The organism is Kitasatospora sp. NPDC058218 (assembly GCF_042882445.1).
Taxonomy (GTDB): Bacteria; Actinomycetota; Actinomycetes; order Streptomycetales; family Streptomycetaceae; genus Kitasatospora.
The window spans coordinates 40,851-61,920 of the sequence record NZ_JBHVWC010000061.1 but is presented as its reverse complement, the minus strand read 5'-3'; the positions used below and the strand labels follow the sequence as shown (position 1 = coordinate 61,920).

Below are 21,070 nucleotides of genomic sequence, written 5' to 3'. Positions count from 1 at the left end.
CGGGCCGGTGGCCCCGGTCGAGCCGGCCGGCTCAGGCGGAGCGCAACTCGGCGTAGCGCCGGAGGAAGAGGGCCTCGGTCAGGGCCATCCGCTCCAGCTCCAGCGGGTCGACGCTCTCGTTGACCGCGTGGATCTGGGTGGTCGGCTCCTCGACGCCGATCAGCACGATCTCGGCCTGCGGGTAGAGCGACTGCAGGGTGCTGCAGAGCGGGATCGAGCCGCCCTCGCCGGAGGCGACCATCGGCGTGCCGAAGGCCTCGGCCATCGCCGCGCCCATCGCCTCGTACGCCGGGCCGGAGGTGTCCGCCTGGAACGGCGCGCCGACGCCCTGCCGTTCGATCCGGACCAGGGCGCCGGCCGGTGCCTGCGCCTCCAGGTGGGCGATCAGCGCCTCCTGGGCGGCGGCGGCATCGCCGCCCGGCGGGACCCGCAGGCTGACCAGCGCCTTGGCGGCGGCCTGGACGGAGGAGGTGGCGCCGATCACCGGCGGGGCGTCGATGCCGTGGACGGTGACGGCCGGGCGGGCCCAGAGCCGGTCCGCGACGGTGCCGGTGCCGGTCAGCGCCACGCCGTCCAGCACCTTGGCGTCGGCGCGGAACTGCTCCTCGGAGTACTGCACGCCGGGCCAGGTCTGGTCGCTGGCCAGACCGGCCACCGCGACGTCGCCGTGCTCGTCGTGCAGCGAGGCCAGCATCCGGACCAGGCCCTGCAGGGCGTCCGGGGCGGCGCCGCCGAAGGCGCCCGAGTGCAGGTTGCCGGCCAGCGTGGTGAGCGAGACCTCGACCATCGTCATACCGCGCAGCGTGGCCGTGACGGTGGGCAGGCCGGCGGTGAAGTTGCCGGTGTCGCCGATGACGATGGCGTCGGCGGCGAGCAGCTCGGGGTGCGCCTGGGCGTACTGCTCCAGGCCGCCGGTGCCCTGCTCCTCCGAACCCTCGACGATGATCTTCAGCCCGACCGGGTAGCCGCCGTCCACCTGGCGCAGCGCCCGCAGGGCCGTCAGGTGCATCAGGATGTTGCCCTTGCAGTCGGCCGCGCCGCGCCCGTACCAGCGGCCGTCGCGCTCGGTCAGCTCGAAGGCCGGGCTCAGCCAGGCGTCCTCGTCGAGCGGGGGCTGCACGTCGTAGTGGGAGTAGAGCAGCACGGTCGGCGCGCCCTCGGGGCCGGGCAGTTCGGCGTAGACGGCCTGGGTGCCGTCGGGGGTGTCGAGCAGCTGCACGTTCGTCAGACCCTCGGCGGCGAAGGCGTCGGCGGTCCACCGGGCGGCGCCGTGGCACTCCTCGACCGGGAACTGGCGCGGGTCGGCGACCGAGCGGAAGGCGACCAGTTCGGCGAGATCGGTGCGGGCACGGTCCATCAGGGACCGGACGGCGTCGGCCAGGGGCTGCTGCGGCATCGGGGTGCTCCGGAGGTGGTCGGTCCGGCCTGGAGGTGGTCCGGGCGGACGGTGCTGACAGGGGGATATGTCGATCATAGGCCGAATCGAACGGGCGGTCCGGAGAGTCGTGCGGGCGTTCGGGGCGGCGCGACGGACGACGGCTCCGGAGGGCGCATAGGATTGCTCGACGTGACTGACTCCGGAAGCTCCGATTCCCGTAGCCCGCTCGACGCCGAGGCGCCCGGACAGCCGTCCGAGCCGCAGCCCGCTCCGCCGCTGGACGGGCCCGACCCGCTCGACGGCGTCTGGGACGTCGTCGTGGTCGGCGCCGGACCGGCCGGGGCCTCGGCCGCGCAGGCCGCCGCCGCCCAGGGCCGCCGCGTGCTGCTGCTCGACAAGGCCGAGCACCCCCGGTACAAGACCTGTGGCGGTGGCATCATCGGCCCCTCCCGGGACAGCCTGCCGCCGGGCTTCCGGCTGCCGCTGCAGGACAGGGTGCACGCCGTCACCTTCGCGTACGGCGGCCGGTTCACCCGGACGCGGCGCTCGAAGCGGATGCTGTTCGGGCTGGTCAACCGTGACGAGTTCGACCTGCGTCTGGTGCAGGCGGCCAAGCAGGCGGGGGCGGTGCTGGTCACCGGAGTGACCGTCACCGGGGTCGAGCAGCGTGGCGGCGAGCACCGTACGGCCGTCGTCACCGCCGCCGACGGGCGCACGTTCGAAGCACGGGCGGTGGTCGGCGCGGACGGCAGCGCCAGCCGGATCGGCCGGCACGTCGGCGTCTCCTTCGACCAGATCGACCTCGGTCTGGAGGCGGAGATCCCCGTCCCGGCGGAGGTCGTGGCGGACTGGGCCGGCCGGATCCACCTCGACTGGGGTCCGCTGCCCGGCAGTTACGGCTGGGTGTTCCCGAAGACGGAGTCGAACAGCCTGACCGTCGGCGTCATCTCGGCGCGCGGCGACGGTGAGCGGACCAAGCAGTACCTGGCCGACTACATCCGGCGGCTCGGGCTGGCGGGCTTCCCGCCGAGCGTGGAGTCCGGGCACCTGACCCGCTGCCGGGCCGAGGACTCGCCGCTCTCGCGCGGCCGGGTGCTGGTCGCCGGCGACGCGGCCGGCCTGCTGGAGCCGTGGACCCGCGAGGGCATCTCGTACGCGCTGCGCTCGGGCCGGCTGGCCGGGGAGTGGGCGGTCAAGGTGGCCGAGGCGGGCAACGCGGCCGAGGTCCGCCGCGAGGCGCTGAACTACGCGTTCGCCATCAAGGCCGGACTGGGCGTGGAGATGCGGGCCGGCAAGCTGATGCTGGCCGCCTTCGAGCGCCGCCCGTACCTGTTCCACGCGGCGGTCTGCCTGGTCGCCCCGGCCTGGCGGGCGTTCGCCCGGACCACCCAGGGCCACACCACCTTCGCCCAGGTGCTGCGCCAGTACCGGGCGGCCCGGAAGCTGACCTCGCTCGCCTCGCGGTAGCGGGCGGGGGCTCCCGCGGGCGGCCGTCGGTCGGTCCGCGGGAGCCCCCTCGGTCGGACGGGGCCGGTGGTCGTGTCGGCCCGGTGGGTCACGCCGGCCCGGAGGCGACCTCGGCCCCGGGCTCGTGTCGGCCCCGGGCCCGCTCCGGCCCGACGCTCACGTCAGCGGCGCTTCCTTCGGTCCGGCGCTTCCTTCGGTCCGGCGCTCACTGCAGCCCGGCGCTCACTTCAGCCCCGTGTCGAGCGCCGTCATGAGGGCGCCGTTCGGGGTGTCGCCGGTCATCTCCCAGATCATGGCGCCGAGCAGGTTCTTCGACTTCAGGTAGGTCGTCTTCTGGCCGATCGACCAGGCGTCGTCGAAGGTCCACCACTGCCCGCCCGCACCGGTGTAGCCGTAGGTGGCGATGGACTGGGTGTCGTGGTGGACGGTGAGGTTGGGGAAGGTGGTGATCAGGTTGTTGTACCCGCGGGTGCCGGCCTCCTCGGCGAACTGGCCGGGCGCCGCCCCGGTCGCGCTCTGCCACTCGCCCGCCGCGCCGCCGTCCGCCACGCCCTGCCAGCCGCGCCCGTAGAACGGGAAGCCGATGGTGAGCTTGCGCGGGTTGACCCCGGCGGAGAGGTAGGCCTGGACCGCCGCGTCCACGCTGAAGTGGAAGGGGTACGGGTCCTGGCCGTCGGCGTAGAGGTTGGCCTGGTGGCCGGCCCGGTTGGGCTCCCACGAGTTGTCGCTGCCGGCGCCGTGGAAGTCGTAGCCCTGGACGTTGGCGATGTCGAGGTAGTTGAAGATCTTCGAGAGGTCCCAGCCCTGGTTGATCTTGACCGGGTCGGCCGGGGTGAAGGCGGTCAGCAGCTTGTGGGAGCCGCCGAGCGCGTCGAGCTGCTTGCGGAACTCGGCGAGCAGCAGGGTCAGGTTGCCCTTGTCGTCGGCGCTGTAGTGGTTGCCGGCGTGGCCGTCGGCGGAGCCCGGCCACTCCCAGTCGAGGTCGATGCCGTCGAAGATGCCGGCCGCCACGCCGTCACCGCCGGCGCCGTTGTAGAGCGGCAGGTTGCCCTTGATCCAGACGTCGACGCAGGACTTGACGAACTTCTGCCGGGAGGCTTCGGTGGCGGCCGCGTCCGAGAAGTACTTGGAGTACGTCCAGCCGCCGAGCGAGACGACCACCTTCAGGTTGGGGTACTTGGCCTTGAGCTTCTTCAACTGGTTGAAGTTGCCGCGCAGTTTGCCCCAGCCGTCGTCGGCCACCCCGTCCACGGACTGCGCCGCGCTCATCGGGCGGGCGTAGTCGGCGTCGGCGTCGCCCGCGCCGGTGCCCTGGTCCGGGTCCTGCGGGTTGGCGGTGGTGCCCTTGGTCACGCCCGCCAGGCAGGTCAGATTGACCGGATCGATGTTCTCGAAGGCGTAGTTGATGACGTCGAGCTTGGCCGCGCTGCCCGAGGTGTCGAGGTTCTTGACGAAGTACTGGCGGCCGTAGATGCCCCACTGGGTGAAGTAGCCGACCCGGGCGTACTTTCCGGCTCCGACCAGGTCCGAGGTGGTGACGGCGAGCGGCGCGGAGGCGGGCGAGGTGTTGTCGGCGCCGTCCCGGGCCTTCACGGTGAAGGTGTAACCCGTCGACGGCGAGAGCCCGTTGACGGTGGTGGTCAGGGTGGAGCCGGTCACCGTCCGGACCAGCGCGGTGCCCTGGTAGACGTCGTACGCGGCCACCCGCAGGTTGTCGGTGGCGGCGTTCCAGGCCAGGGTCACGTCAGTGGACGTCACCGCCGTGGCGCGCAGGTTGCTGGGCGCGGTGGGCGGGACGGGGTCGGTCGCCGGGTCGAAGGTGGTGGCCGTGACGGGCGCGCTCAGCGGGCCGGTGTTGCCCCGGGTGTCCTTCGCACGCACGGCCAGGGTGTACGAGGTGGCCGGGGCCAGCCCGGTGACCACGGTGTCGGTGGTGGTGCTCGTGGCCAGCACGGTGGTGCCGTTCAGTACGTCGTAGGAGGCGACCGGGAAGTCTCCGCCGGTGGCGGCCGGCCACTTCAGCGCCAGGCTGTGCGCGGTCGACTCGGTGACCGCCGGGGTGCCGGGTGCGGACGGCAGGACGTCCGAACTCCCGTCGCACTTGTAGCCGTTGATCCGGCAGCCGGTCGGGGCGGTGATCGGACCGTTGGCGACGAGCCAGAAGCTGTAGGGCTCGGTGGTGCCGTGTGCGGGGACGCTCGCGTTGTAGAAGGCGTTGGTGGCGGTGACGTGCCGGCCGGTGGTCGTCGCGGTGCCGTTGTAACTGCTCTGGACGGTCACGCCGGCCGGCAGGTCGAACTCCAGCGTCCAGCCGGAGACGGCGGCGGCGTTGTCGTTGTGGACGATGTAGGTGCCCTTCCACCAGGAGCCGTTGTCGGCGGTGGTGAAGGTGGCGGTCAGCTTGCCGGCCGCGTTCGCCGGGGTGGCCAGCGCGGTGAGCGCGGCCAGCGGCAGGAGCAGGGCGGAGAGCAGCGTCAGCAGTCTGCTGCGCGCTCGCGGGCGTCGGGCCCGGGGTCGAGCGGACATGGTTCTCCCTGTGACTGTGGGGGTTGGACAGGGTGACGTAGAACCGTACGGGTGGTGCCTGGCCCGTGGTGCGTGGCCGATCGGTGCCCGCGCCGTGGGGAGACGGGGCATGGGGCACTGTAGGAGGACTGGACCAATGCGTCAACAGGTCTGTACCAATTGGGAGTTGACGGCGTGACCGTCCCGGGGTGCCGCTACCCCCGGCGCGGACCACCGGTCAGCTCGTCGCCGAGCGGGCTGCGGTGGTAGAGCACCGAACGGCCGTGCCGGGCCCGGGTGACCAGGCCGGTCCGGTGCAGCACCGCCAGGTGCTGGCTGACGGCGCCCGGGGTGACGCCCAGGCGGTAGGCCAGGTCGGTGGTGGAGGCCGGTTCGGCGAGCAGCGCCAGCAGCCGGGCCTTCGGTGCGCCGAGCAGCAGCTCCAGGGCGCGCGGGGTGACCGGTGCGGCCGGCCCGGCCATCCCCGCCCGGCCGCGCGCCGGGTAACTGATCTGCGGTGGCCGGTCGTGGCTGATCATCGTGATCGCGCCGCGGGCGAAGAACGTCGGGACCAGGACCAGCCCGCGGCCGTCCACGGTGATCTCGCCGTCCCAGTCCGTCCAGCGGCGGTTGATCGAGAGCAGGCCGTCCGCCCAGTGCAGCCGGTGGTCCAGATCGGCGAAGAGCGCCGCGGCGCCCTGCTGGGCCAGCACCCGCGCCCGGTACACGAGGTCCGCCTCCAGGGCGGTACGGGCCTGCGGCCACCAGCCGGGGGCCAGGCAGACCTCCCAGTACTCCTCCAGCGCGTCGGCGATCCGGGCCAGCAACCGGGCCGGATCGGCGAGTCCGGCCGCCAACGGGGCGGGCAGCGGCCGGCCGTGCGGCAGGAAGGTCTGCTCCAGCTCGGGGCGCAGCTGCTCCGGTGGCAGCGCCCGGACCACGGCCAGCTCGGCACGGAAGTCGGGCACGGGGCCGGACGGGCGGGGCGTCAGGAAGTCGGGGATCCACCGGTTGGCGGCGACCAGCGAGAGCAGCAGCGAGGAGTCCAGCCGCTCGAAGCTCGGGCGCAGCCGCTCGAAGGCGGCGGACTGCAGCGGGTAGACGCCCGGGTGGGTCCACATCCGCAGGCTGAGCGCGGCCTCCTGGATCGGCGAGCAGGCGAACCAGGTGGTGGCGAGATCGGCGAGGTCCAGCCTGAATCGGTGCATTTCTTCCCCCACCTGCCCAGCTGCTTTGAGGCAGAGCCTAAATCAGTACTGCGGGCGGCGGGAACGCGGTGGGATCGTGGACATGACCACCTCACCGGCGCAAACCGCCGTGCCTTCGCCTGCCGCCGGCCCGCCCGGATCCTCGGATCCGCACGGCCCCACCGGCCCCACCGGCCCCGCCGACCCGGTCGGCCCCGCCGGTCTGCCCGCTGACGGTCCGGCCCGGGGCCGGCGGCTGCTGCACCCCGACCCGATGGTGCGCCGGCTCGCCGGGATCACCCTCGTCAACACCGTCGGCAGCGGGCTCTCCCTCGCCGTCGGCGTGCTCTTCTTCACCCGCGTCCTCGGGCTGAGCGCCTCCCAGCTCGGCTTCGGGCTCACCGCCGCCGGTCTCTGCGGAGTGGTCGCCAGCGTGCCGGCCGGGCGGGCCGCCGACCGCTGGGGAGCGCGGCCGGTGCTGGTGGTGCTGATCGCGGTGAACGCGGTGGCCACCGCCGGCTACGCCCTGGTGCACAGTTACCCGGCCTTCCTGGCGCTGGCCTGCGTGGTGAGCGCCGTCGACCGCGGCGCGGCCGCCGTGCGCAACGCGCTCTACGCCGAGGTGCTGCCCGCCGACCGCCGGGTGGCGGGCCGGGCCTACCTGCGGGTGGTGACCAACGCCGGGCTGTGCCTGGGGACGGCGCTCGGCGCCGTCGCGCTCCAGGTGGACAGCCGGCCGGCCTATCTGACGGCGATCCTGGCCGACGCCGTCTCCTACCTGGTGGTCGCGGTGCTCTTCCACCGGCTGGCCGTCCCGGCGTCGGCTCGGTCGACAGCGTCGGCGGCGTCGGCAGGGTCGGTGTCGGGACGGCCAGCCGGGGAGAGCGATCCGGCCGGGGCCGAACCGGGCGGGCGGCCCGGCCGGCGGCGCAACCCCGCCCTGCGGGACGGGCCCTTCCTGGTGGTGACGGTGCTGAACGCGCTGCTCTGCCTGCAGTTCGCGATGCTGGAGGTCGGCGTGCCGCTCTGGGTCGTCCAGCACACCGAGGCGCCCCGGATCACCGTGGCCGGCACCCTGATCGTCAACACCCTGCTGGTGATCACCCTGCAGGTCCGGGCCACCCGGGGCACCGAGGATCCGGCCACGGCCGCCCGGGTCTGCGGCCGGGCCGGGTTGATCCTCGCCGCCTCCTGCCTGGTGCTCGCCCTCGCCCACGGCCTGCCCGCCGCCGTCGCCGCCGTGGTGGTGCTCGTCGGGGTGGCGCTCCAGGCGTTCGGCGAGGTGCTGAGCCAGGCCGGCGGGTGGGCACTCAGCTACGACCTGGCCGGCGAGCGTGACCACGGCGCCTACCAGGGCGTCTACAACGCCGGGTCGGCCGCCTCGCTGATGATCGGGCCGGCCGTGGTCAGCACCGCCGTCGTCGGGTGGGGTCTGTTCGGCTGGGTCGCCCTCGGCGTGCTGCTCGCCGCGGCCGGGCTGGCCATGGGCCCCGCCGTCCGGTGGGCCCGTCGCCAGGGCCGGGCCACGGCCACCGGGTAGTAGCCCGGTGGCCCGGGACCGCGCGGCGCCGTACCGGTCAGGACCGGGCGGGGACCAGGGCGAGCGCCTCGATCTCGATCAGCACCTCGGGCAGGAACAGCGCGGCGACCTGCATCGCCGAACTGGCCGGGAGCGGCGTGGCGCCGAAGTACTCGTCCCGCGCCTCGCGCACGGCGGGCATGAACGCGATGTCGGTGACGAAGTAGGTCAGCTTGACGACGTCGGCGAAGCCGGCCCCGGCGGCGGCCAGGCAGCGGCTCAGGTTCTCGAACACCTGCCGAGCCTGCGCCTTCGGGTCGCCGACCCCGACCAACTGCCGCTGCTCGTCGAACGCGACCTGGCCGGAGACGGCCACCAGGCGACCGGTGCCGGTGACGACCTGGGTGTAGCCGGTGGCGGGGGCGACCCCCGGCGGCTCGGCGATGTGGGTGAGGTGCGGGGCGTGGGAGGTCATGCGTCCCATCGTGGCCGACGGATGATCACCGCACCAGCGCCTTTCGCCCCGCCGCAGGTCAGCGGACCACCTCGGGCAGCTCCCGGCAGTACCGCCGGTCCGCCTCCGGGAGGTCGGCGGCTGGTCCGCCGGCCCGCAGCACCACGTCCAGCACCGCCGCCGGGTCACAGGCGTACCCGCCGCTGGCCCAGGCCGAGTTGGCCTCCACCACCGCCCAGCGACCGCCGTCCAGCGGGCCGACGTCGATCACGACGGCGCTCGGCAGCGCCCCGGCCGAGGCGGCCAGCACGTCCGCGGCGAAGGCGGTCACCTCGGCGCGGTGGCGGTCCTCGTCGAGCGGCGCGATGTCCAGGTCGCCGTCGACCGCGTAGCGCGAGGCGGTGCGCACCTCGCCGTCCAGGACGAACAGCCGGTACTCGCGGTGGAACCGCACCACCTCGCTCGTCAGCACCGGGGTGTCGTCGTCCAGCGCGTCCGGACCGGGCAGGCCGGAGCCGTCCGGGTAGACCTTGGCGGGGAACAGCTTGTCGCCCGGCGGCTTGAGGAACATCGGGCGGCGCAGCCGGCGGGCCTCGGCCAGGGTGGTGAGGGTGAGCGAGCGGCCGGTCAGCTCCGCCGGCAGCCGGGCCGGCCAGTCGGCCGGCGGCTCCAGCAGGGCCAGGTCGAACGCGCCGCCGACCGCGTCGGCGAACAGCGGGCCGCCGTAGAGGTGCACCGGCGAGCCGAGCAGCTCCTCCGGGGCGCGCCAGGCCGTCGCGGTGTGCGCGCGCAGGCCGCGGCGGCCGGCGGCGGTGCGCAGCTGCAGGCCGGTGTCGTTGATCCGCGGTGCGAGCAGCAGGACGGTGTCGGTGGTCATGGCCCGATGCTCCCGTGGCGGGCGGCGGGCCGACCACCGGTTTTCGGGGCGAAGAGGTGACGGGTTTCGCGGCGGGTGGCTCTGGCCGAGCGGCGGGTGGGCATGTCAGAGTCGTCCGGGCGCCGTCCGAGAAGGTCCTGCCCGGCACGATCGGCCGGACCGGACCCTGGGCGGACGCCGCGCAATCCGACCCACCCTCAGCCGGAAAGCAGGCCCGCACCGATGACCCGCGAAGTGCCCTTCGTCCGTGTCGCCACCACCGATGCCGTCACCACCCTGACCCTCGACTCGCCGCACAACCGCAATGCGCTCTCCACCCGGCTGATGGCCGAGCTGACCGCCGGCCTGGCCGCCGCCGCGGCCGACCCGGACGTCCGCGCGGTGGTGCTCGGCCACACCGGCAAGGTGTTCTGCGCCGGCGCGGACCTCTCCGAGGCGACCGGCACGGACCCGACGGTCGGCCCGCGCGGCCTGGTGGACCTCCAGCGGGCCATCGTGGACTGCGCGAAGCCGGTGATCGCGGTGATCGACGGGCACGTCCGGGCGGGCGGCCTCGGGCTGGTCGGCGCGGCCGACCTCGCGCTGGCCGGCCCGGCCGCCACCTTCGCGTTCACCGAGGTGCGGCTCGGTCTGGCACCCGCCGTCATCTCGCTGCCGCTGCGCCCCAAGCTGGACCCGCGCGCGGCCTCCCGCTACTACCTGACCGGCGAGGTCTTCGACGCCACCGAGGCCGCCCGGATCGGCCTGATCACCGAGGCCACGGACTCCGCGGAGTCCACCGGCACCGCGCTGAAGGGTCTGCTGGACGCCCTGCGGCTCGGGTCGCCGCAGGGCCTCGCGCAGTCCAAGCGGCTGGCCAACGCCGAGGTGGTGCGGTCCTTCGAACGGGACGCGGACGAGCTGGTCCGGCTCTCGGCGCGGCTGTTCGGTTCGGACGAGGCGCAGCAGGGCATGCGGGCGTTCCTGGAGAAGCGGCCCGCGCCCTGGGCGCGCTGAGGCCGTCCGGGCTCGGGCTCCGGCTCCGGCTCGGCCTCGGCTTCATCGGCCTCGGCTTCAGCGGACGACGGCCGTCTCCCGCCAGAGGTCCAGCAGGGCCCGGTCACCGGTGACTTCGACCTGTCCGGCCTGCTCGACCTGTCCGGCCTCGCTCGCCGGCAGGCGGTTCCAGAGCAGCAGGTAGAGGTCGCGGGCCGGGCCGCCGAGCGTGAGGTCGACCGGGCCCACGGCCTCGTCGGCCGTGCTGCCGCGGCGGACGACGGCGAGTGGCTCCCGGCTGATGGTGAGCAGCCAGTCGCCCGGCCCGTCGGTGGGCGCGGCGTCGGTGGCCCGGACCAGGACGGTGCGCGGCCGCTCGCTGCGCACCCGGGAGCGGCCGCGGGCCATGAACCCGCGCAGCAGTTCGTCGATCCCGTCCAGTGCCAGGCCGGTGGCCACCCGGGGGCCCTCGGCCCCGGCGGCCGCGTCGGCGTCGAAGCGGTGCACCGCCGTCTCGTGCGCCTGGCGGCGGGCCCAGAACGCCTGCGGGGTCGGCGCGGGCAGGAAGCTCCAGCACTCCAGGTCGGCCGGCGCCGCCGTGAGCGCCTCCACCAGGGCGCTGTGGCCCGCGCGGAACCAGTCGACCAGGGCCGTGTCCGACGGCTCCGGCCCCCAGGCGGCACGCTCGCCGTCGGCGTCCAGCGGCGCCCGGTGTCCGTCGCGCACGTACGCGGTGGCCCAGCGGTGCACCTGGCCGGTGTGCAGCACGAGGTCGCGCAGCCGCCAGTCGGGGCAGGTGGGGACCGGTGCGGCGAGGTCGGTGCGGGCGGCGGCGTCGGCAAGCAGGGCGCCCTCTCGGCGCAGTGCGTCGATGTGCTCGGTGATCTCCATGGTCGACGAGTGTGGCACCGTTCGCGGGTTTCGGACACGGCGGCCGAGGGCGCCCGGGGCGGGTGTGATGTTGGCCGCCTCCCCGGTGGCGGCGCCGGGGCGACGGGTAGCGTGGCCCGCATGTCGATCACCAGTTCCCTGCTCTCCGGCGTCCGGTCCGGCAGCCGACGCGTTGCGGGCCGCCTCGTCCACCGGGGCTGGACGTGGGTTCAGCGAGTCGGCGCGGTGTCCAGCGAGAGTCCCGGCCCGTACCGGTTCGGCGAGCTGGGCGCGGGGACGAAGCTGACCTTCCCGCTCGGCGCGATCTTCAACGAGCAGTGGATCACGATCGGCCCGTTCTCGATCATCGGCGAGCGCGTCACCATCAGTGCGGGGTTCCTGCCCGGCCTCGACCTCGGGCCGGAGCCGATCGTGCGGATCGGCGGCGGCTGCGTGATCGGCCGGGACAGCCACATCGTCGGCCACCAGTCGATCGTCCTGGGCGACGACGTCTGGACCGGTCCCGGCGTCTACATATCGGACCAGGCGCACGAGTACCGGGCCACCGACCTGCCGATCGGCAAGCAGTGGCCGCGCAACGAGCCGATCGAGATCGGCGCCGGCAGCTGGATCGGCACCGGCGCGGTGATCCTCCCCGGCGCCCGGCTCGGCCGCAACGTGGTGGTCGCGGCAGGCTCGGTGGTGCGCGGAGAGGTGCCCGCCCACTGTGTGGTGGCCGGCGCCCCCGCGAAGATCGTCCGGCGCTGGACCGCCGAGGAGGGCTGGCAGCCGCCGTTCCGCACCGACCCGCCCAGTCCGCTCCCCGACGGCATCACCGCCGACCAGCTGCGCGCCCTCGCGGGCTGGGACCTGCGGCTCCCCGGCGAGACGGGGGTCTGAGGCACGGGGTGTGAGGCGCGGGGGTGACGGTGGTGCCGGCGGCAGCGCAGTGCGACGCGGGCGTGAGGCGGGCGTCGGGGTGAGGCAGGCGGGGGCGGCGAGCTGTGGGGCGCGGCCGGTCAGGCCGGCTCCTGGGCGCGCTCGGCGTCCCGGGCGGCGATGGCGGCGGTGATCCGGAGCAGGTCGGCCGGACGGGTCGGGTCGAGGCCGGTGAGAACGGCCACCCGGCGCAGCCGGTAGTCGACGGTGTTCGGGTGCAGGTGCAGGGCGCGGGCCGTGTGGCGGCGGTTGAGGCCGCCGGCCAGGTGGGTGCGGAGGGTGGCGAGCAGTTCGCCGCCGTCCTCCAGCGGGGCGAGCAGCGAGGCGAGTCGGGATCTCGCCTGGCTCGGGCGGCTGAGCTGGTACTCCAACAGGACGTCGTCCAGGCGGTGCAGCCCGGGCGGGCGGCCGAACGCCCGGGCGACCCCCAGCACTTCGGCCGCGAGAGCGGCGGCCGCGGCCACCCCGGCGGGCGCGGCGACGGCCGCCCCGGCCTGGACGGGGACGCCGGCGGCCCGGGCCGTGCCGTTCACGGTGTCCGCGAGGCGCTGCCACGCGCCGGCCGGGACGCCGTCCGCCCGGTGGTCCAGTGGGATCAGCACCGGCCCGCCGGAGGAGGAGAGCGCCGAGAGCGCCGACCGCCGGGTGCGGTGGTCGAGTTCGGTGCGCAGCCGGCGAAGCTTGCGGTGGCCCGCCACGGTCCGGTCGATGCCGGGCGACCGTTCGTCGGGGTGGTCGGCGACGGCGAGACACAGGACGGCGTAGCAGGGCGGCAGCCGGATCCCGGCCCTGGTGGCGGTCTCCTCGGCGGGGGCGCCGTCGAGCAGTGCGGTGAGCAGGGCGTGGCGGGCCGCCTGCTGCTCGTCGGCCATGGTGCGGCGCTCCTCGACGTAGCCGGCCCCGGCGGCGGAGGTGGCCTGGCGGAGCTGGTCGAGCAGCAGTCGGTTGAGGATCAGCAGGTCGGCGGCGTCGTCGTCGCGGGCGTCCCGGGTGACCAGCTCCCAGCAGACCTCCATCCCGAGGTGGTGGGCGAGCAGGACGGCGTCCAGCGGCAGCCCCTCCTCGGCGCGCCGGGCGGCGGCCTCGCGGACGGAGCTGAACTCGTCCTCGTCGGCGGGCAGTCCGGTGCGGACGGCCTGGGCGAGGGCGCGGATCCGGCGTTCGGTGACCTGGCTGAGCTCGCCCGCCACCTGTTCGTGCGGCAGCCGGCGGTAGGTCGGCACCCGCGCCAGCAGGGTGGCGATGACGGCCTCGACCAACTCGGGTACGGCGCCGAGCAGCCGGTGGTCGGCGGGTACCCCGCCGATCACCGGGATCCGCCAACCGGGGGCGCATGCGGGTGAATTGTGACCGGTCACAGAAAACACCGTCCAGGTCTGGGGGACACCCAAGGGCCGGGTCGGAGGGGCGACCGCATGATGGAGGCACTCGGGTTACCTGTTGGTAACAAACTTCCGCTGTGGAGGCAACAGTTGAGAACCCCACTTCTCCGCTACTCCGCAGGGCCGCTGCGCCGCAGACTCCTCGGAGCGCTCGGCTCGGCCCTGCTGGCCGGCGCGCTGCTCGCCGGTGCTCCAGCCGCCGCCGCGCACGCCGCCGCCGCACCGGACGCGACCCCCACCGCGTCCGGTACGGCGGCTCAACTGCCCCCGGACGGTGACTCGGTGGCCTCGCCGCCGGGAGCCAACGACTGGTCCTGCAAGCCGACGGCGGCGCACCCCAACCCGGTGGTCCTGGTGCACGGCACCTTCGCCAACCGCTACGAGAACTGGCTCGCGCTCTCGCCACTGCTGAAGAGCCAGGGCTACTGCGTCTTCGCCCTGGACTACGGCATGGTCCCCGGCATCACCTCCTCCGGCAGCGGTCTGCTGCTGCCGATCGGCGGTCTCGGCCCGGCCGCCGAGTCCGCCGCCCAGCTCGGCCGCTTCGTGGACCTGGTGCGCGGCGCGACCGGCGCGGCCAAGGTCGACCTGGTCGGCCACTCCCAGGGCGGCATGCTCCCGAACTACTACGTGAAGTTCCTCGGGGGAGCGGCGAAGGTCGACAAGTTGATCGGTCTGGCGCCCTCCAACCACGGGACGACGCTCTCCGGCATCGCCAACCTCGCCCCGTACTTCCCCGGGGTGGCCGATCTGATCTACACGGTCTGCGCGGCGTGCAAGGACCAGGTGGTGGACTCCGACTTCAACCGGAAGATGGCCACGGCGGCGGACACCGTGCCCGGCGTCACCTACACGGTGATCGCGACCGTGTACGACGAGGTCGTCACGCCGTACCGGACGCAGTTCCTCAGCGGGGCGAAAGTGAACAACGTCGTCCTGCAGGACCGTTGCCCGCTCTCGCTCGCCGAGCACGTGGCCATCGCGTTCTCGCCGACCGCGCTGCACCTGGTCGCCAACGCACTCGACCCGGCCCACGCGTCCCCGGTGTACTGCGGCTGACACCCGGTCGCGGGTGGCCGAGGGCTGCACAGGAAGTCGGCGGGTCCGACTTCCTGTGCAGCGGCGTTTCGGCGGGCGAAGCGTGGTGACGGGCAGGCGCGGTGACGGGCGGGCGCGCTGGCGGGTGTACGGGCGTGGCGTCAGGCGTGCGGCGTGCGGAAGGTGACGGTGGCGGTCACGCCGTCGGGCCGCAGCTCGTACGGGCCGGGCTCGTCCAGCAGGGCGGCGTCGTAGCGCTCCAGGGCGGTGTCGCCGACGACGGCGCCGCCGGCCAGGCAGACCAGCAGGACGGTGCCGCCGGCCGGGACGTCCACCTCGCGCGGTCCGGTGGCCAGCGCGAGCTCGGCGGTGGTGCGCCCGCGCCGGGTCATCACGTTGAAGTCCACCACCGGACCGTCGAGCAGCCGGCACCCGGTGTCGGCTTCGCCGGAGAACGCGAACGGGCGGAACGGGGTGTCGACGAGGTGCTCGACACCGTCGACGGTCAGGGCCATGCCGGGGCCGTCGACCAGGGTGATCACCCGGTCGACACCGGGGAACGCGGAGAACGGCCCGGCGGAGGCGACGTCGGCGAGGCTGACCCGCCAGTCGAAGGCGTCCAGCCCGGCCCCGGTGGGGAACCCGGCGACCTCCCTGGTCACCCCGCCCCCGTTGAGCCACGCCGTCGCCGGGCGCTCACCCGCCCGCAGTACCTGGATCCGCCCGCTCGTCGTCATGGCGGCATCCTGCCACGGCGTCGGGCGGGGCAGCGGAGCAGGACCACCTCGATCCGGCGCTCCCGGAGGACCTCCGGTGCGGTGGGTGGACGGGCGAGGCGGACCGGGGTGCCTCGACGGGGGACGCGGGTCGTCAGCGCCTGCGGGCGGTGAGGGGGAGGAGCGCGGCGAGCACGGCGGCGAGGGCGACCGTGGTGAGCGCGAGCGGGAGGCCGACGGCGTCGGCGAGGAAGCCGATCACCGGTGGGCCGATCAGCATGCCGCCGTAGCCGAGGGTGGAGGCGAGGGCGACGCCCTGCGGGCCGCCGGCGGCGCCGGCCCGGGCGATGGCCAGCGGGAAGATGTTGGCCAGGCCGAGGCCGACCAGCACGAACCCGGTCAGCGCGAGCGGGGCCGACGGCGCGAGGGCGGCGAGCAGCATGCCGGCCGCGGCGGTGAGGCCTCCGACGACCATCACCCGGGTCTGCCCCAGCCTGATGGAGAGCCAGGTGCCACCGACCCGGCCGCTGGTCATCGCGAAGGCGTACGCGGCGTAGCCGGCGGCCGCGGTGCCGGCACTGGCGTGGACGTCGTCGGTGAGGTGCAGGGTGGTCCAGTCCGCGATGGCGCCCTCGCCGTAGGCGCAGCAGAGCGCGGTGAGGCCGAGCAGCAGGACGAGCACCCGGGCGTGCGGCACCCGGGCCGACTCCGTGCGCGCGACGGGGGAGGGCGCGTCGGAGGCAGTGGAGGCGGCGGTGGAGGGCGGACCGTCGGAGGCGGTGGAGGAGGCGGCCGCGCGGCCGGGCGCGACGACCGGCGCGGCCGGGCCGCGGAGCAGGACGACGCCGGCGCCCACCGTGACGGCCAGGCCCAGCAGGCCGCTCAGACCCAGGGCCCACGCGGTGGTCAGGGTGCCGGCGAGCAGTCCGCCGACGCCCGCGCCGACCAGGCCGCCGAGGCTGTACCCGGCGTGGAAGCTGGGCATCACCGGGCGTCGGAGCTGGGCCACCAGGTCGACGGCGGCGCTGTTCATCGCGACGTTGGCGCCGCCGTACCCCGCCCCGAAGAGCAGTAGGACGCCGCCGAGCGCCGCCACCGAGTGGGCGTGGGCGGGCAGCGGGACGGCGAGGGCGAGCAGCGCCAGCGAGCCGACGGTGACCGGCCGCGAGCCGTAGCGGAGGCAGAGCCGGCCGACCAGGGGCATGGTGGCGACGGCGCCGGCCGAGACGCAGAGCAGTGCGAGCCCGAGCGCGCTGTGGGAGGCGCTGACCTGGCTGCGGATGTCCGGGATGCGGACCACCCAGGCGGCGAAGAGGAAGCCGTCGACGGCGAAGAAAGCGGTGAGCGCGAGCCGCGCGGCACCCCAAGGGGTGTCGGACGCACCCGGAGTGCTGCGAGACTGGGAGGACGGCCGGTCGAGTCGGTCATGGGCGCGGATTTTGTTTCGGAGCGGCACAAAGTAACAATAGGGGCGTGCAGCTCACTCCATCAAGTCCGAAGCCCGGCGCCGCGGCCGACCACGACGCCCAGCGCGACGCCCACCGCCGCTCGGCCCCCGACCGCGGCCGCACGCTGCTCGGCCCGGCGCTCTCGCTCATCCACACCGGCCAGACCCCCACCCGTTCGGCGCTCACCCGCGCGCTGGACGTCACCCGGGCCACGGCCGGCGCGGTCACCGCGGAGCTGGAGGCGCTCGGCCTGATCACCGTCGACTCCAGGCCGGCCGGCGGCGGCCGGGGACGCCCGTCGCACCGGCTGGCCATCGACCCCGCGGGCCCGGTCGTGATCGCCGGCCAGATCCACGCCGACGGACTGAGCGTCACCCTCGCCGGGCTCGGCGGACTGCTCGAACCGCCGGTGCACCGGCCGCTGCCCGCCGCCACCGACCCGGTCCGGATGCTGCGCGCCGTCGCCGAGGCCGGCGCCGAACTGGCCCGCGAGGGCGGCCGCCGCTGCCTCGGTGCCGCCCTCGCGCTGCCCAATCCGGTCACCGAACCGGACGGCACCGCGCTCGCCGCCCTGCACTTCGCCTGGCCCAGCGGCACGCCCGTCGCCGACCTGTACGACGTCGAGGTCGGCCGCGCGGACAACGGACCGCTCGCGCTCGACCCGCTGCCCACCTCCATCGCCAACGACGCCAACCTCGCCGCCCTCGCCGAGTACCGGCACGGCGCCGGCCGGGGCGCCCGCCACCTGCTGCTGGTCACCTCCGGTCACCGCGGCGTCGGTGGCGCGCTGGTGATCGACGGCCGGCTGCACACCGGCAGCGCCGGGCTCGCGCTGGAGGTCGGCCACCTCACCGTCGACCCGCAGGGCCGCCCCTGCCAGTGCGGCAACCGGGGCTGCCTCAACTCCGAGACCGACCCGGACGCGCTGTTCGCCGCGGCCGGGATCACCCCCGCGCCGGACCGCCCGCTGCTCGACCAGGCCCGCGAGCTCTGCCACGCCGCCGCCACCGACGAGCGGGCGCGGGCGGCCGTCGAGCACGTCATCGACCGGCTCGGCCTCGGACTGGCCGGTGTCGCCAACATCCTCAACCCGGACCGGGTGGTGCTCAGCGGACTGCACCTGGACCTGCTGGAGGCCGCGCCGGACCGGTTGCGCGCGGTGGTCGCCGAGCGCAGCCTCTGGGGGCGCAGCGGCCGGGTGCCGATCATCGGCGCCGAGCTGGCGCACAGCGCGCTGGCGGGTGCGGCCGAACTCGCCTGGCGGCCGTACCTGGCGGACCCGCAGTCGGTGCAGGCGGGCGCGTAGCGGCGCGGGGTGCCGGCCGGGGCGGTCCGCCGACGGCCGGGGCGATCGCCGGACCGGCGGATAAGCGGAAGCTGGGGCTGCGAAAACCGTCACTTATCGTGACTCTCATACACTCGTAGTGAGCAAGAGGGGGGTTCGAGCGAGGAGAGTGACCATGGGTGCCCAGCTGAGTGCCGAACGGACCGACGATGTGGACCGCTCCGACGCGGCCTACCGGAGCTGGCTCAAGGAGGCGGTGCGCAAGGTCCACGCCGACGCCAACCGCTCGGCCGACACCCACCTGCTCCGCTTCCCGCTCCCCGTCGACTGGGGCATCGACCTGTACCTCAAGGACGAATCCACCCACCCCACCGGCTCGTTGAAGCACCGGCTGGCCCGCTCGCTGTTCCTGTACGGGCTCTGCAACGGCTGGATCCGCCCCGGCAAGCCGGTGATCGAGGCGTCCAGCGGCTCCACCGCCGTCTCCGAGGCCTACTTCGCCCAGCTGATCGGCGTGCCGTTCATCGCCGTGATGGCCAAGTCCACCAGCCAGGCCAAGATCGACCTGATCGAGTTCCACGGCGGCGAGTGTCATCTGGTCGAGCGCTCCGACGAGGTGTACGCGGCCTCCGCCCGGCTCGCCGAGGAGACCGGTGGCCACTACATGGACCAGTTCACCTACGCCGAGCGGGCCACCGACTGGCGGGGCAACAACAACATCGCCGAGTCGATGTTCGCGCAGCTGCGCCTGGAGCCGCACCCCGAGCCGGCCTGGATCGTCGCCACCGCCGGGACGGGCGGCACCTCGGCGACCATCGCCCGGTACGTGCACTACATGCAGTACGACACCCGGATCTGCGTCGCCGACCCGGAGAACTCCTGCTTCTTCGAGGGCTGGGTCGGCCACGATCCGGACGCGGTCTGCGAGAGCGGGTCGCGGATCGAGGGGATCGGGCGGCCCCGGATGGAGCCGAGCTTCGTGCCCGGGGCGATCGACCGGATGATGAAGGTCCCGGACGCCGCCTCGGTCGCCGCCGTGCGGGTGCTGGAGCAGATGCTCGGCAAGAAGGCCGGCGCCTCCACCGGGACGGGGCTGTGGAGCGCGCTGAAGATCGTCGCCGAGATGCGGGCGGCGGGGGAGCGGGGCAGCGTGGTCACCCTGATCTGCGACCCGGGGGACCGGTACCTCGACAAGTACTACTCGGACGACTGGCTGGCCGGTGAGCGGATCGACATCGCGCCCTACCGCGCCCACCTGGAGTCGTTCCTGGCCGGCGCGGCCTGGACCGGCTGACCCGGCCCGCGCCGGAGGTCGACCGTTCACGGCCCGGTGCCGCTTCCGGCGCCGGGTGCCGGGCCTGGGCGGTCAGGCGGTGAGGGCGTGCGGGGCGGGCCGGCGCTCGGTCAGCAGCAGTGCGGCGGTCACCGCGACGACGGCGGCCGCCGCGCCGTGGACGCCGAAGGCGGTGGCCGTCGAGCCGTGGTGGGTCAGCACGGTGACGGCGTCGTTCAGCGGGATGAGCGCGTCGACCAGCAGCAGCCAGCCGAGGGCCCGCCGCCGGCCGGTGACGAGCAGGACGAGCGGGGCGATGCCGGAGGCGAGGTCCCGGATGCCCTTGGTGGAGAGGAACTCGGCGGCCTCGCCGCGCGGCCACTCGGGCAGGCCGAAACCGGAGGCGGTGCTCTCCGGGGCGAACAGGTAGCTGACGCCCACGTAGCCGATCCCGAGTGCGATCAGCACGGTCAGGCCGGTGGCGATCCGTCGACGGACGGAGCCGGTGGCCGCCGGGGCGGCGGACGGGCGGGCGATGGCTGCGGTGCTGGCGGTGGCTGCGGTGCTGGTGCCGGACATGGTGAATCCCCCTTGGATCCGTGAGGCTTGCGCTGCACTGACTGCTAGCGCTGCTAGGAACGGGAACGAAGCTAGCGCGTTCACTGCTCGTCTGTCTAGCGCTGCTAGGATCGATGGCATGTCAATCCAGGAGCGCCGCGAGCGCGAACGCGCCGAGCGGCATCAGCTGATCATTCGAATTGCCCGTGAGCTGGCGGAGGCCGAGGGCTGGGAGGCGGTGACGACCCGTCGGCTGGCCGAGCGGATCGAGTACAGCCAGCCCGTGCTCTACAGCCATTTCGCCGGCAAGGACGCGATCGTGGCCGCCGTCGCGCTGGAGGGCTTCGCGGAGCTCGCCGCCGACCTGCGGGCGGCCACCCGGAAGACGGACGGGCCGGTCGAGGCCTTCCGTGCTGTCGCGGGACGCTACCTGGCGTTCGCGGCGGTCAACCCGGCGCTCTACGACGCCATGTTCACCCTGGCGACGGACCTGCCGTTCGGGCGCCCGGACTCACCCGCCCCGCTGAAGGAGGGCTTCGCCGCCCTCGCCGGACCGGTCGCCGAGGTGGCCGGGGCCGAGGATCCGGAACCCTTCACCGAGGTGGTCTGGGCGGCCCTGCACGGCCTGGCCACCCTCGGTCGGAGCGGTCGGCTCCGACCGGAGCACGCGGAGTACCGCCTGGAGCTGCTGGTGGAGCGGATGCTGGGGAAGGAGGCGGCCCCGGAGCGCCGCTGAGGGCGTACCGGCAGCCCGGCGGTACCGGCTCAGCCGCCCGCCCGGTCCGCGCCCTCGCCGCCCGCCCGGCGGATCACCGCCGTGCCGCCCGCGAGGTCGATGCCGGTGCGTTTCGGTGCGCCGTCGTGCTGGTCGTCCCGCAGCACCAGCTCGATCCGGCGCTGTTCCAACTGCACGCGCTTGCTCGGATAGAGCAGCGCGTGCAGTTCCTCGGTGGCCGTCGCTCCGGCGCCCCGTTCGCCGGGGCGGGGGCGACCGCGGCCCGGGTGAAGGGCGCCCGGCCCACCTGCGGGCCGGGCGAGCAGCCGGCGGGTGACCGCGCCGAGGAAGAACGCCACGACCAGGCCGGCCGGCAGCAGCAGGCCGCCCGCAGCGCCGGTGAGAAGCATGCTCATGCCGGCCCAACGGCCCTCGGCCGGGCGTGAGTTCCCCGTCCGCGCCGCCGCCCCGGCCCCGCCCCCTC

The 21,070-nt window shown here is 74.5% G+C and carries 19 protein-coding genes; 8 read left to right on the top strand and 11 right to left on the bottom strand.

What is annotated here, in order from left to right:
* Positions 1-31: 31 nt before the first annotated feature.
* Positions 32-1,396 carry a dipeptidase gene (locus tag ACFVYI_RS32405; protein ID WP_387892195.1) on the bottom strand — a complete coding sequence of 455 codons (1,365 nt, stop codon included), beginning with the start codon at positions 1,394-1,396 and terminating at the stop codon, positions 32-34.
* A gap of 171 nt (positions 1,397-1,567) precedes the next feature.
* Here ACFVYI_RS32405 and ACFVYI_RS32400 point away from each other — a divergent pair, with 171 nt between their 5' ends.
* The gene (locus tag ACFVYI_RS32400) at positions 1,568-2,845 is read left to right on the top strand and encodes a geranylgeranyl reductase family protein (RefSeq protein ID WP_387892193.1); all 1,278 of its coding nucleotides are present in this window, start codon (positions 1,568-1,570) and stop codon (positions 2,843-2,845) included.
* A 222-nt stretch (positions 2,846-3,067) separates the two neighbouring features.
* Here ACFVYI_RS32400 and ACFVYI_RS32395 read toward each other — a convergent pair whose 3' ends face one another.
* Together ACFVYI_RS32395 and ACFVYI_RS32390 are read right to left on the bottom strand one after the other, a co-directional pair.
* Positions 3,068-5,371, bottom strand: coding sequence for a glycosyl hydrolase family 18 protein (locus ACFVYI_RS32395; protein ID WP_387892191.1), 2,304 nt, complete (start codon positions 5,369-5,371; stop codon positions 3,068-3,070).
* Between the two features lie 194 nt (positions 5,372-5,565).
* Positions 5,566-6,558, bottom strand: coding sequence for an ArsR/SmtB family transcription factor (locus tag ACFVYI_RS32390; RefSeq protein ID WP_387892190.1), 993 nt, complete (start codon positions 6,556-6,558; stop codon positions 5,566-5,568).
* Between the two features lie 82 nt (positions 6,559-6,640).
* Between ACFVYI_RS32390 and ACFVYI_RS32385 the strand changes: the two genes are divergently transcribed.
* Complete coding sequence (locus tag ACFVYI_RS32385) at positions 6,641-8,077, top strand: MFS transporter (RefSeq protein ID WP_387892189.1); 1,437 nt, start codon at positions 6,641-6,643, stop codon at positions 8,075-8,077.
* A 37-nt stretch (positions 8,078-8,114) separates the two neighbouring features.
* Here ACFVYI_RS32385 and ACFVYI_RS32380 read toward each other — a convergent pair whose 3' ends face one another.
* Both ACFVYI_RS32380 and ACFVYI_RS32375 read right to left on the bottom strand, forming a co-directional pair.
* Complete coding sequence (locus ACFVYI_RS32380; protein WP_387892187.1) at positions 8,115-8,531, bottom strand: RidA family protein; 417 nt, start codon at positions 8,529-8,531, stop codon at positions 8,115-8,117.
* 58 nt (positions 8,532-8,589) lie between these two features.
* Positions 8,590-9,387, bottom strand: coding sequence for an ATP-grasp domain-containing protein (locus ACFVYI_RS32375; RefSeq protein ID WP_387892186.1), 798 nt, complete (start codon positions 9,385-9,387; stop codon positions 8,590-8,592).
* A 222-nt stretch (positions 9,388-9,609) separates the two neighbouring features.
* Here ACFVYI_RS32375 and ACFVYI_RS32370 point away from each other — a divergent pair, with 222 nt between their 5' ends.
* Positions 9,610-10,383, top strand: a complete 774-nt coding sequence (locus ACFVYI_RS32370) for an enoyl-CoA hydratase family protein (protein ID WP_387892185.1) — start codon at positions 9,610-9,612, stop codon at positions 10,381-10,383.
* Between the two features lie 57 nt (positions 10,384-10,440).
* On the opposite strand, the gene ACFVYI_RS32365 is transcribed toward ACFVYI_RS32370, so the two are convergent.
* The gene (locus ACFVYI_RS32365) at positions 10,441-11,253 is read right to left on the bottom strand and encodes a maleylpyruvate isomerase N-terminal domain-containing protein (RefSeq protein ID WP_387892183.1); all 813 of its coding nucleotides are present in this window, start codon (positions 11,251-11,253) and stop codon (positions 10,441-10,443) included.
* A 120-nt stretch (positions 11,254-11,373) separates the two neighbouring features.
* Here ACFVYI_RS32365 and ACFVYI_RS32360 point away from each other — a divergent pair, with 120 nt between their 5' ends.
* Positions 11,374-12,132, top strand: a complete 759-nt coding sequence (locus ACFVYI_RS32360; RefSeq protein WP_387892181.1) for an acyltransferase — start codon at positions 11,374-11,376, stop codon at positions 12,130-12,132.
* A 119-nt stretch (positions 12,133-12,251) separates the two neighbouring features.
* Here ACFVYI_RS32360 and ACFVYI_RS32355 read toward each other — a convergent pair whose 3' ends face one another.
* A complete protein-coding gene (locus ACFVYI_RS32355; protein WP_387892179.1) occupies positions 12,252-13,529 on the bottom strand; it encodes a PucR family transcriptional regulator in 1,278 nt (425 codons plus the stop codon).
* 201 nt (positions 13,530-13,730) lie between these two features.
* Between ACFVYI_RS32355 and ACFVYI_RS32350 the strand changes: the two genes are divergently transcribed.
* A complete protein-coding gene (locus ACFVYI_RS32350; protein ID WP_387892205.1) occupies positions 13,731-14,612 on the top strand; it encodes an esterase/lipase family protein in 882 nt (293 codons plus the stop codon).
* Between the two features lie 140 nt (positions 14,613-14,752).
* Here ACFVYI_RS32350 and ACFVYI_RS32345 read toward each other — a convergent pair whose 3' ends face one another.
* Positions 14,753-15,328, bottom strand: coding sequence for a HutD family protein (locus tag ACFVYI_RS32345; protein WP_387892177.1), 576 nt, complete (start codon positions 15,326-15,328; stop codon positions 14,753-14,755).
* A gap of 133 nt (positions 15,329-15,461) precedes the next feature.
* Positions 15,462-16,763, bottom strand: coding sequence for an MFS transporter (locus ACFVYI_RS32340; RefSeq protein WP_387892175.1), 1,302 nt, complete (start codon positions 16,761-16,763; stop codon positions 15,462-15,464).
* A gap of 116 nt (positions 16,764-16,879) precedes the next feature.
* On the opposite strand from ACFVYI_RS32340, the gene ACFVYI_RS32335 reads away from it, so the two are divergent.
* Entirely contained in the window at positions 16,880-18,061 is a 1,182-nt protein-coding gene (locus ACFVYI_RS32335) for an ROK family protein (RefSeq protein WP_387892204.1), read from the top strand.
* A 154-nt stretch (positions 18,062-18,215) separates the two neighbouring features.
* On the top strand, positions 18,216-19,334 hold the full coding sequence (locus ACFVYI_RS32330) for a PLP-dependent cysteine synthase family protein (protein WP_387892173.1): 1,119 nt from the start codon (positions 18,216-18,218) through the stop codon (positions 19,332-19,334).
* A gap of 72 nt (positions 19,335-19,406) precedes the next feature.
* Here the strand turns inward: ACFVYI_RS32330 and ACFVYI_RS32325 are convergent, their stop codons facing one another.
* The gene (locus ACFVYI_RS32325) at positions 19,407-19,892 is read right to left on the bottom strand and encodes a DUF4267 domain-containing protein (RefSeq protein ID WP_387892171.1); all 486 of its coding nucleotides are present in this window, start codon (positions 19,890-19,892) and stop codon (positions 19,407-19,409) included.
* 118 nt (positions 19,893-20,010) lie between these two features.
* Here ACFVYI_RS32325 and ACFVYI_RS32320 point away from each other — a divergent pair, with 118 nt between their 5' ends.
* Positions 20,011-20,607 carry a TetR/AcrR family transcriptional regulator gene (locus tag ACFVYI_RS32320; protein ID WP_387892169.1) on the top strand — a complete coding sequence of 199 codons (597 nt, stop codon included), beginning with the start codon at positions 20,011-20,013 and terminating at the stop codon, positions 20,605-20,607.
* 29 nt (positions 20,608-20,636) lie between these two features.
* Here the strand turns inward: ACFVYI_RS32320 and ACFVYI_RS32315 are convergent, their stop codons facing one another.
* Complete coding sequence (locus ACFVYI_RS32315; RefSeq protein ID WP_387892168.1) at positions 20,637-21,002, bottom strand: DUF6191 domain-containing protein; 366 nt, start codon at positions 21,000-21,002, stop codon at positions 20,637-20,639.
* Positions 21,003-21,070 lie beyond the last annotated feature (68 nt).

Coding starts and splice junctions, on each gene's coding strand:
- ACFVYI_RS32345 (WP_387892177.1), bottom strand. CDS start 15,328: ATGACGACGAGCGGGCGGATCCAGGTACTGCGGGCGGGTGAGCGCCCG.
- ACFVYI_RS32325 (WP_387892171.1), bottom strand. CDS start 19,892: ATGTCCGGCACCAGCACCGCAGCCACCGCCAGCACCGCAGCCATCGCC.
- ACFVYI_RS32390 (WP_387892190.1), bottom strand. CDS start 6,558: ATGCACCGATTCAGGCTGGACCTCGCCGATCTCGCCACCACCTGGTTC.
- ACFVYI_RS32375 (WP_387892186.1), bottom strand. CDS start 9,387: ATGACCACCGACACCGTCCTGCTGCTCGCACCGCGGATCAACGACACC.
- ACFVYI_RS32385 (WP_387892189.1), top strand. CDS start 6,641: ATGACCACCTCACCGGCGCAAACCGCCGTGCCTTCGCCTGCCGCCGGC.
- ACFVYI_RS32360 (WP_387892181.1), top strand. CDS start 11,374: ATGTCGATCACCAGTTCCCTGCTCTCCGGCGTCCGGTCCGGCAGCCGA.
- ACFVYI_RS32320 (WP_387892169.1), top strand. CDS start 20,011: ATGTCAATCCAGGAGCGCCGCGAGCGCGAACGCGCCGAGCGGCATCAG.
- ACFVYI_RS32365 (WP_387892183.1), bottom strand. CDS start 11,253: ATGGAGATCACCGAGCACATCGACGCACTGCGCCGAGAGGGCGCCCTG.
- ACFVYI_RS32395 (WP_387892191.1), bottom strand. CDS start 5,371: ATGTCCGCTCGACCCCGGGCCCGACGCCCGCGAGCGCGCAGCAGACTG.
- ACFVYI_RS32315 (WP_387892168.1), bottom strand. CDS start 21,002: ATGAGCATGCTTCTCACCGGCGCTGCGGGCGGCCTGCTGCTGCCGGCC.
- ACFVYI_RS32380 (WP_387892187.1), bottom strand. CDS start 8,531: ATGACCTCCCACGCCCCGCACCTCACCCACATCGCCGAGCCGCCGGGG.
- ACFVYI_RS32405 (WP_387892195.1), bottom strand. CDS start 1,396: ATGCCGCAGCAGCCCCTGGCCGACGCCGTCCGGTCCCTGATGGACCGT.
- ACFVYI_RS32370 (WP_387892185.1), top strand. CDS start 9,610: ATGACCCGCGAAGTGCCCTTCGTCCGTGTCGCCACCACCGATGCCGTC.
- ACFVYI_RS32330 (WP_387892173.1), top strand. CDS start 18,216: ATGGGTGCCCAGCTGAGTGCCGAACGGACCGACGATGTGGACCGCTCC.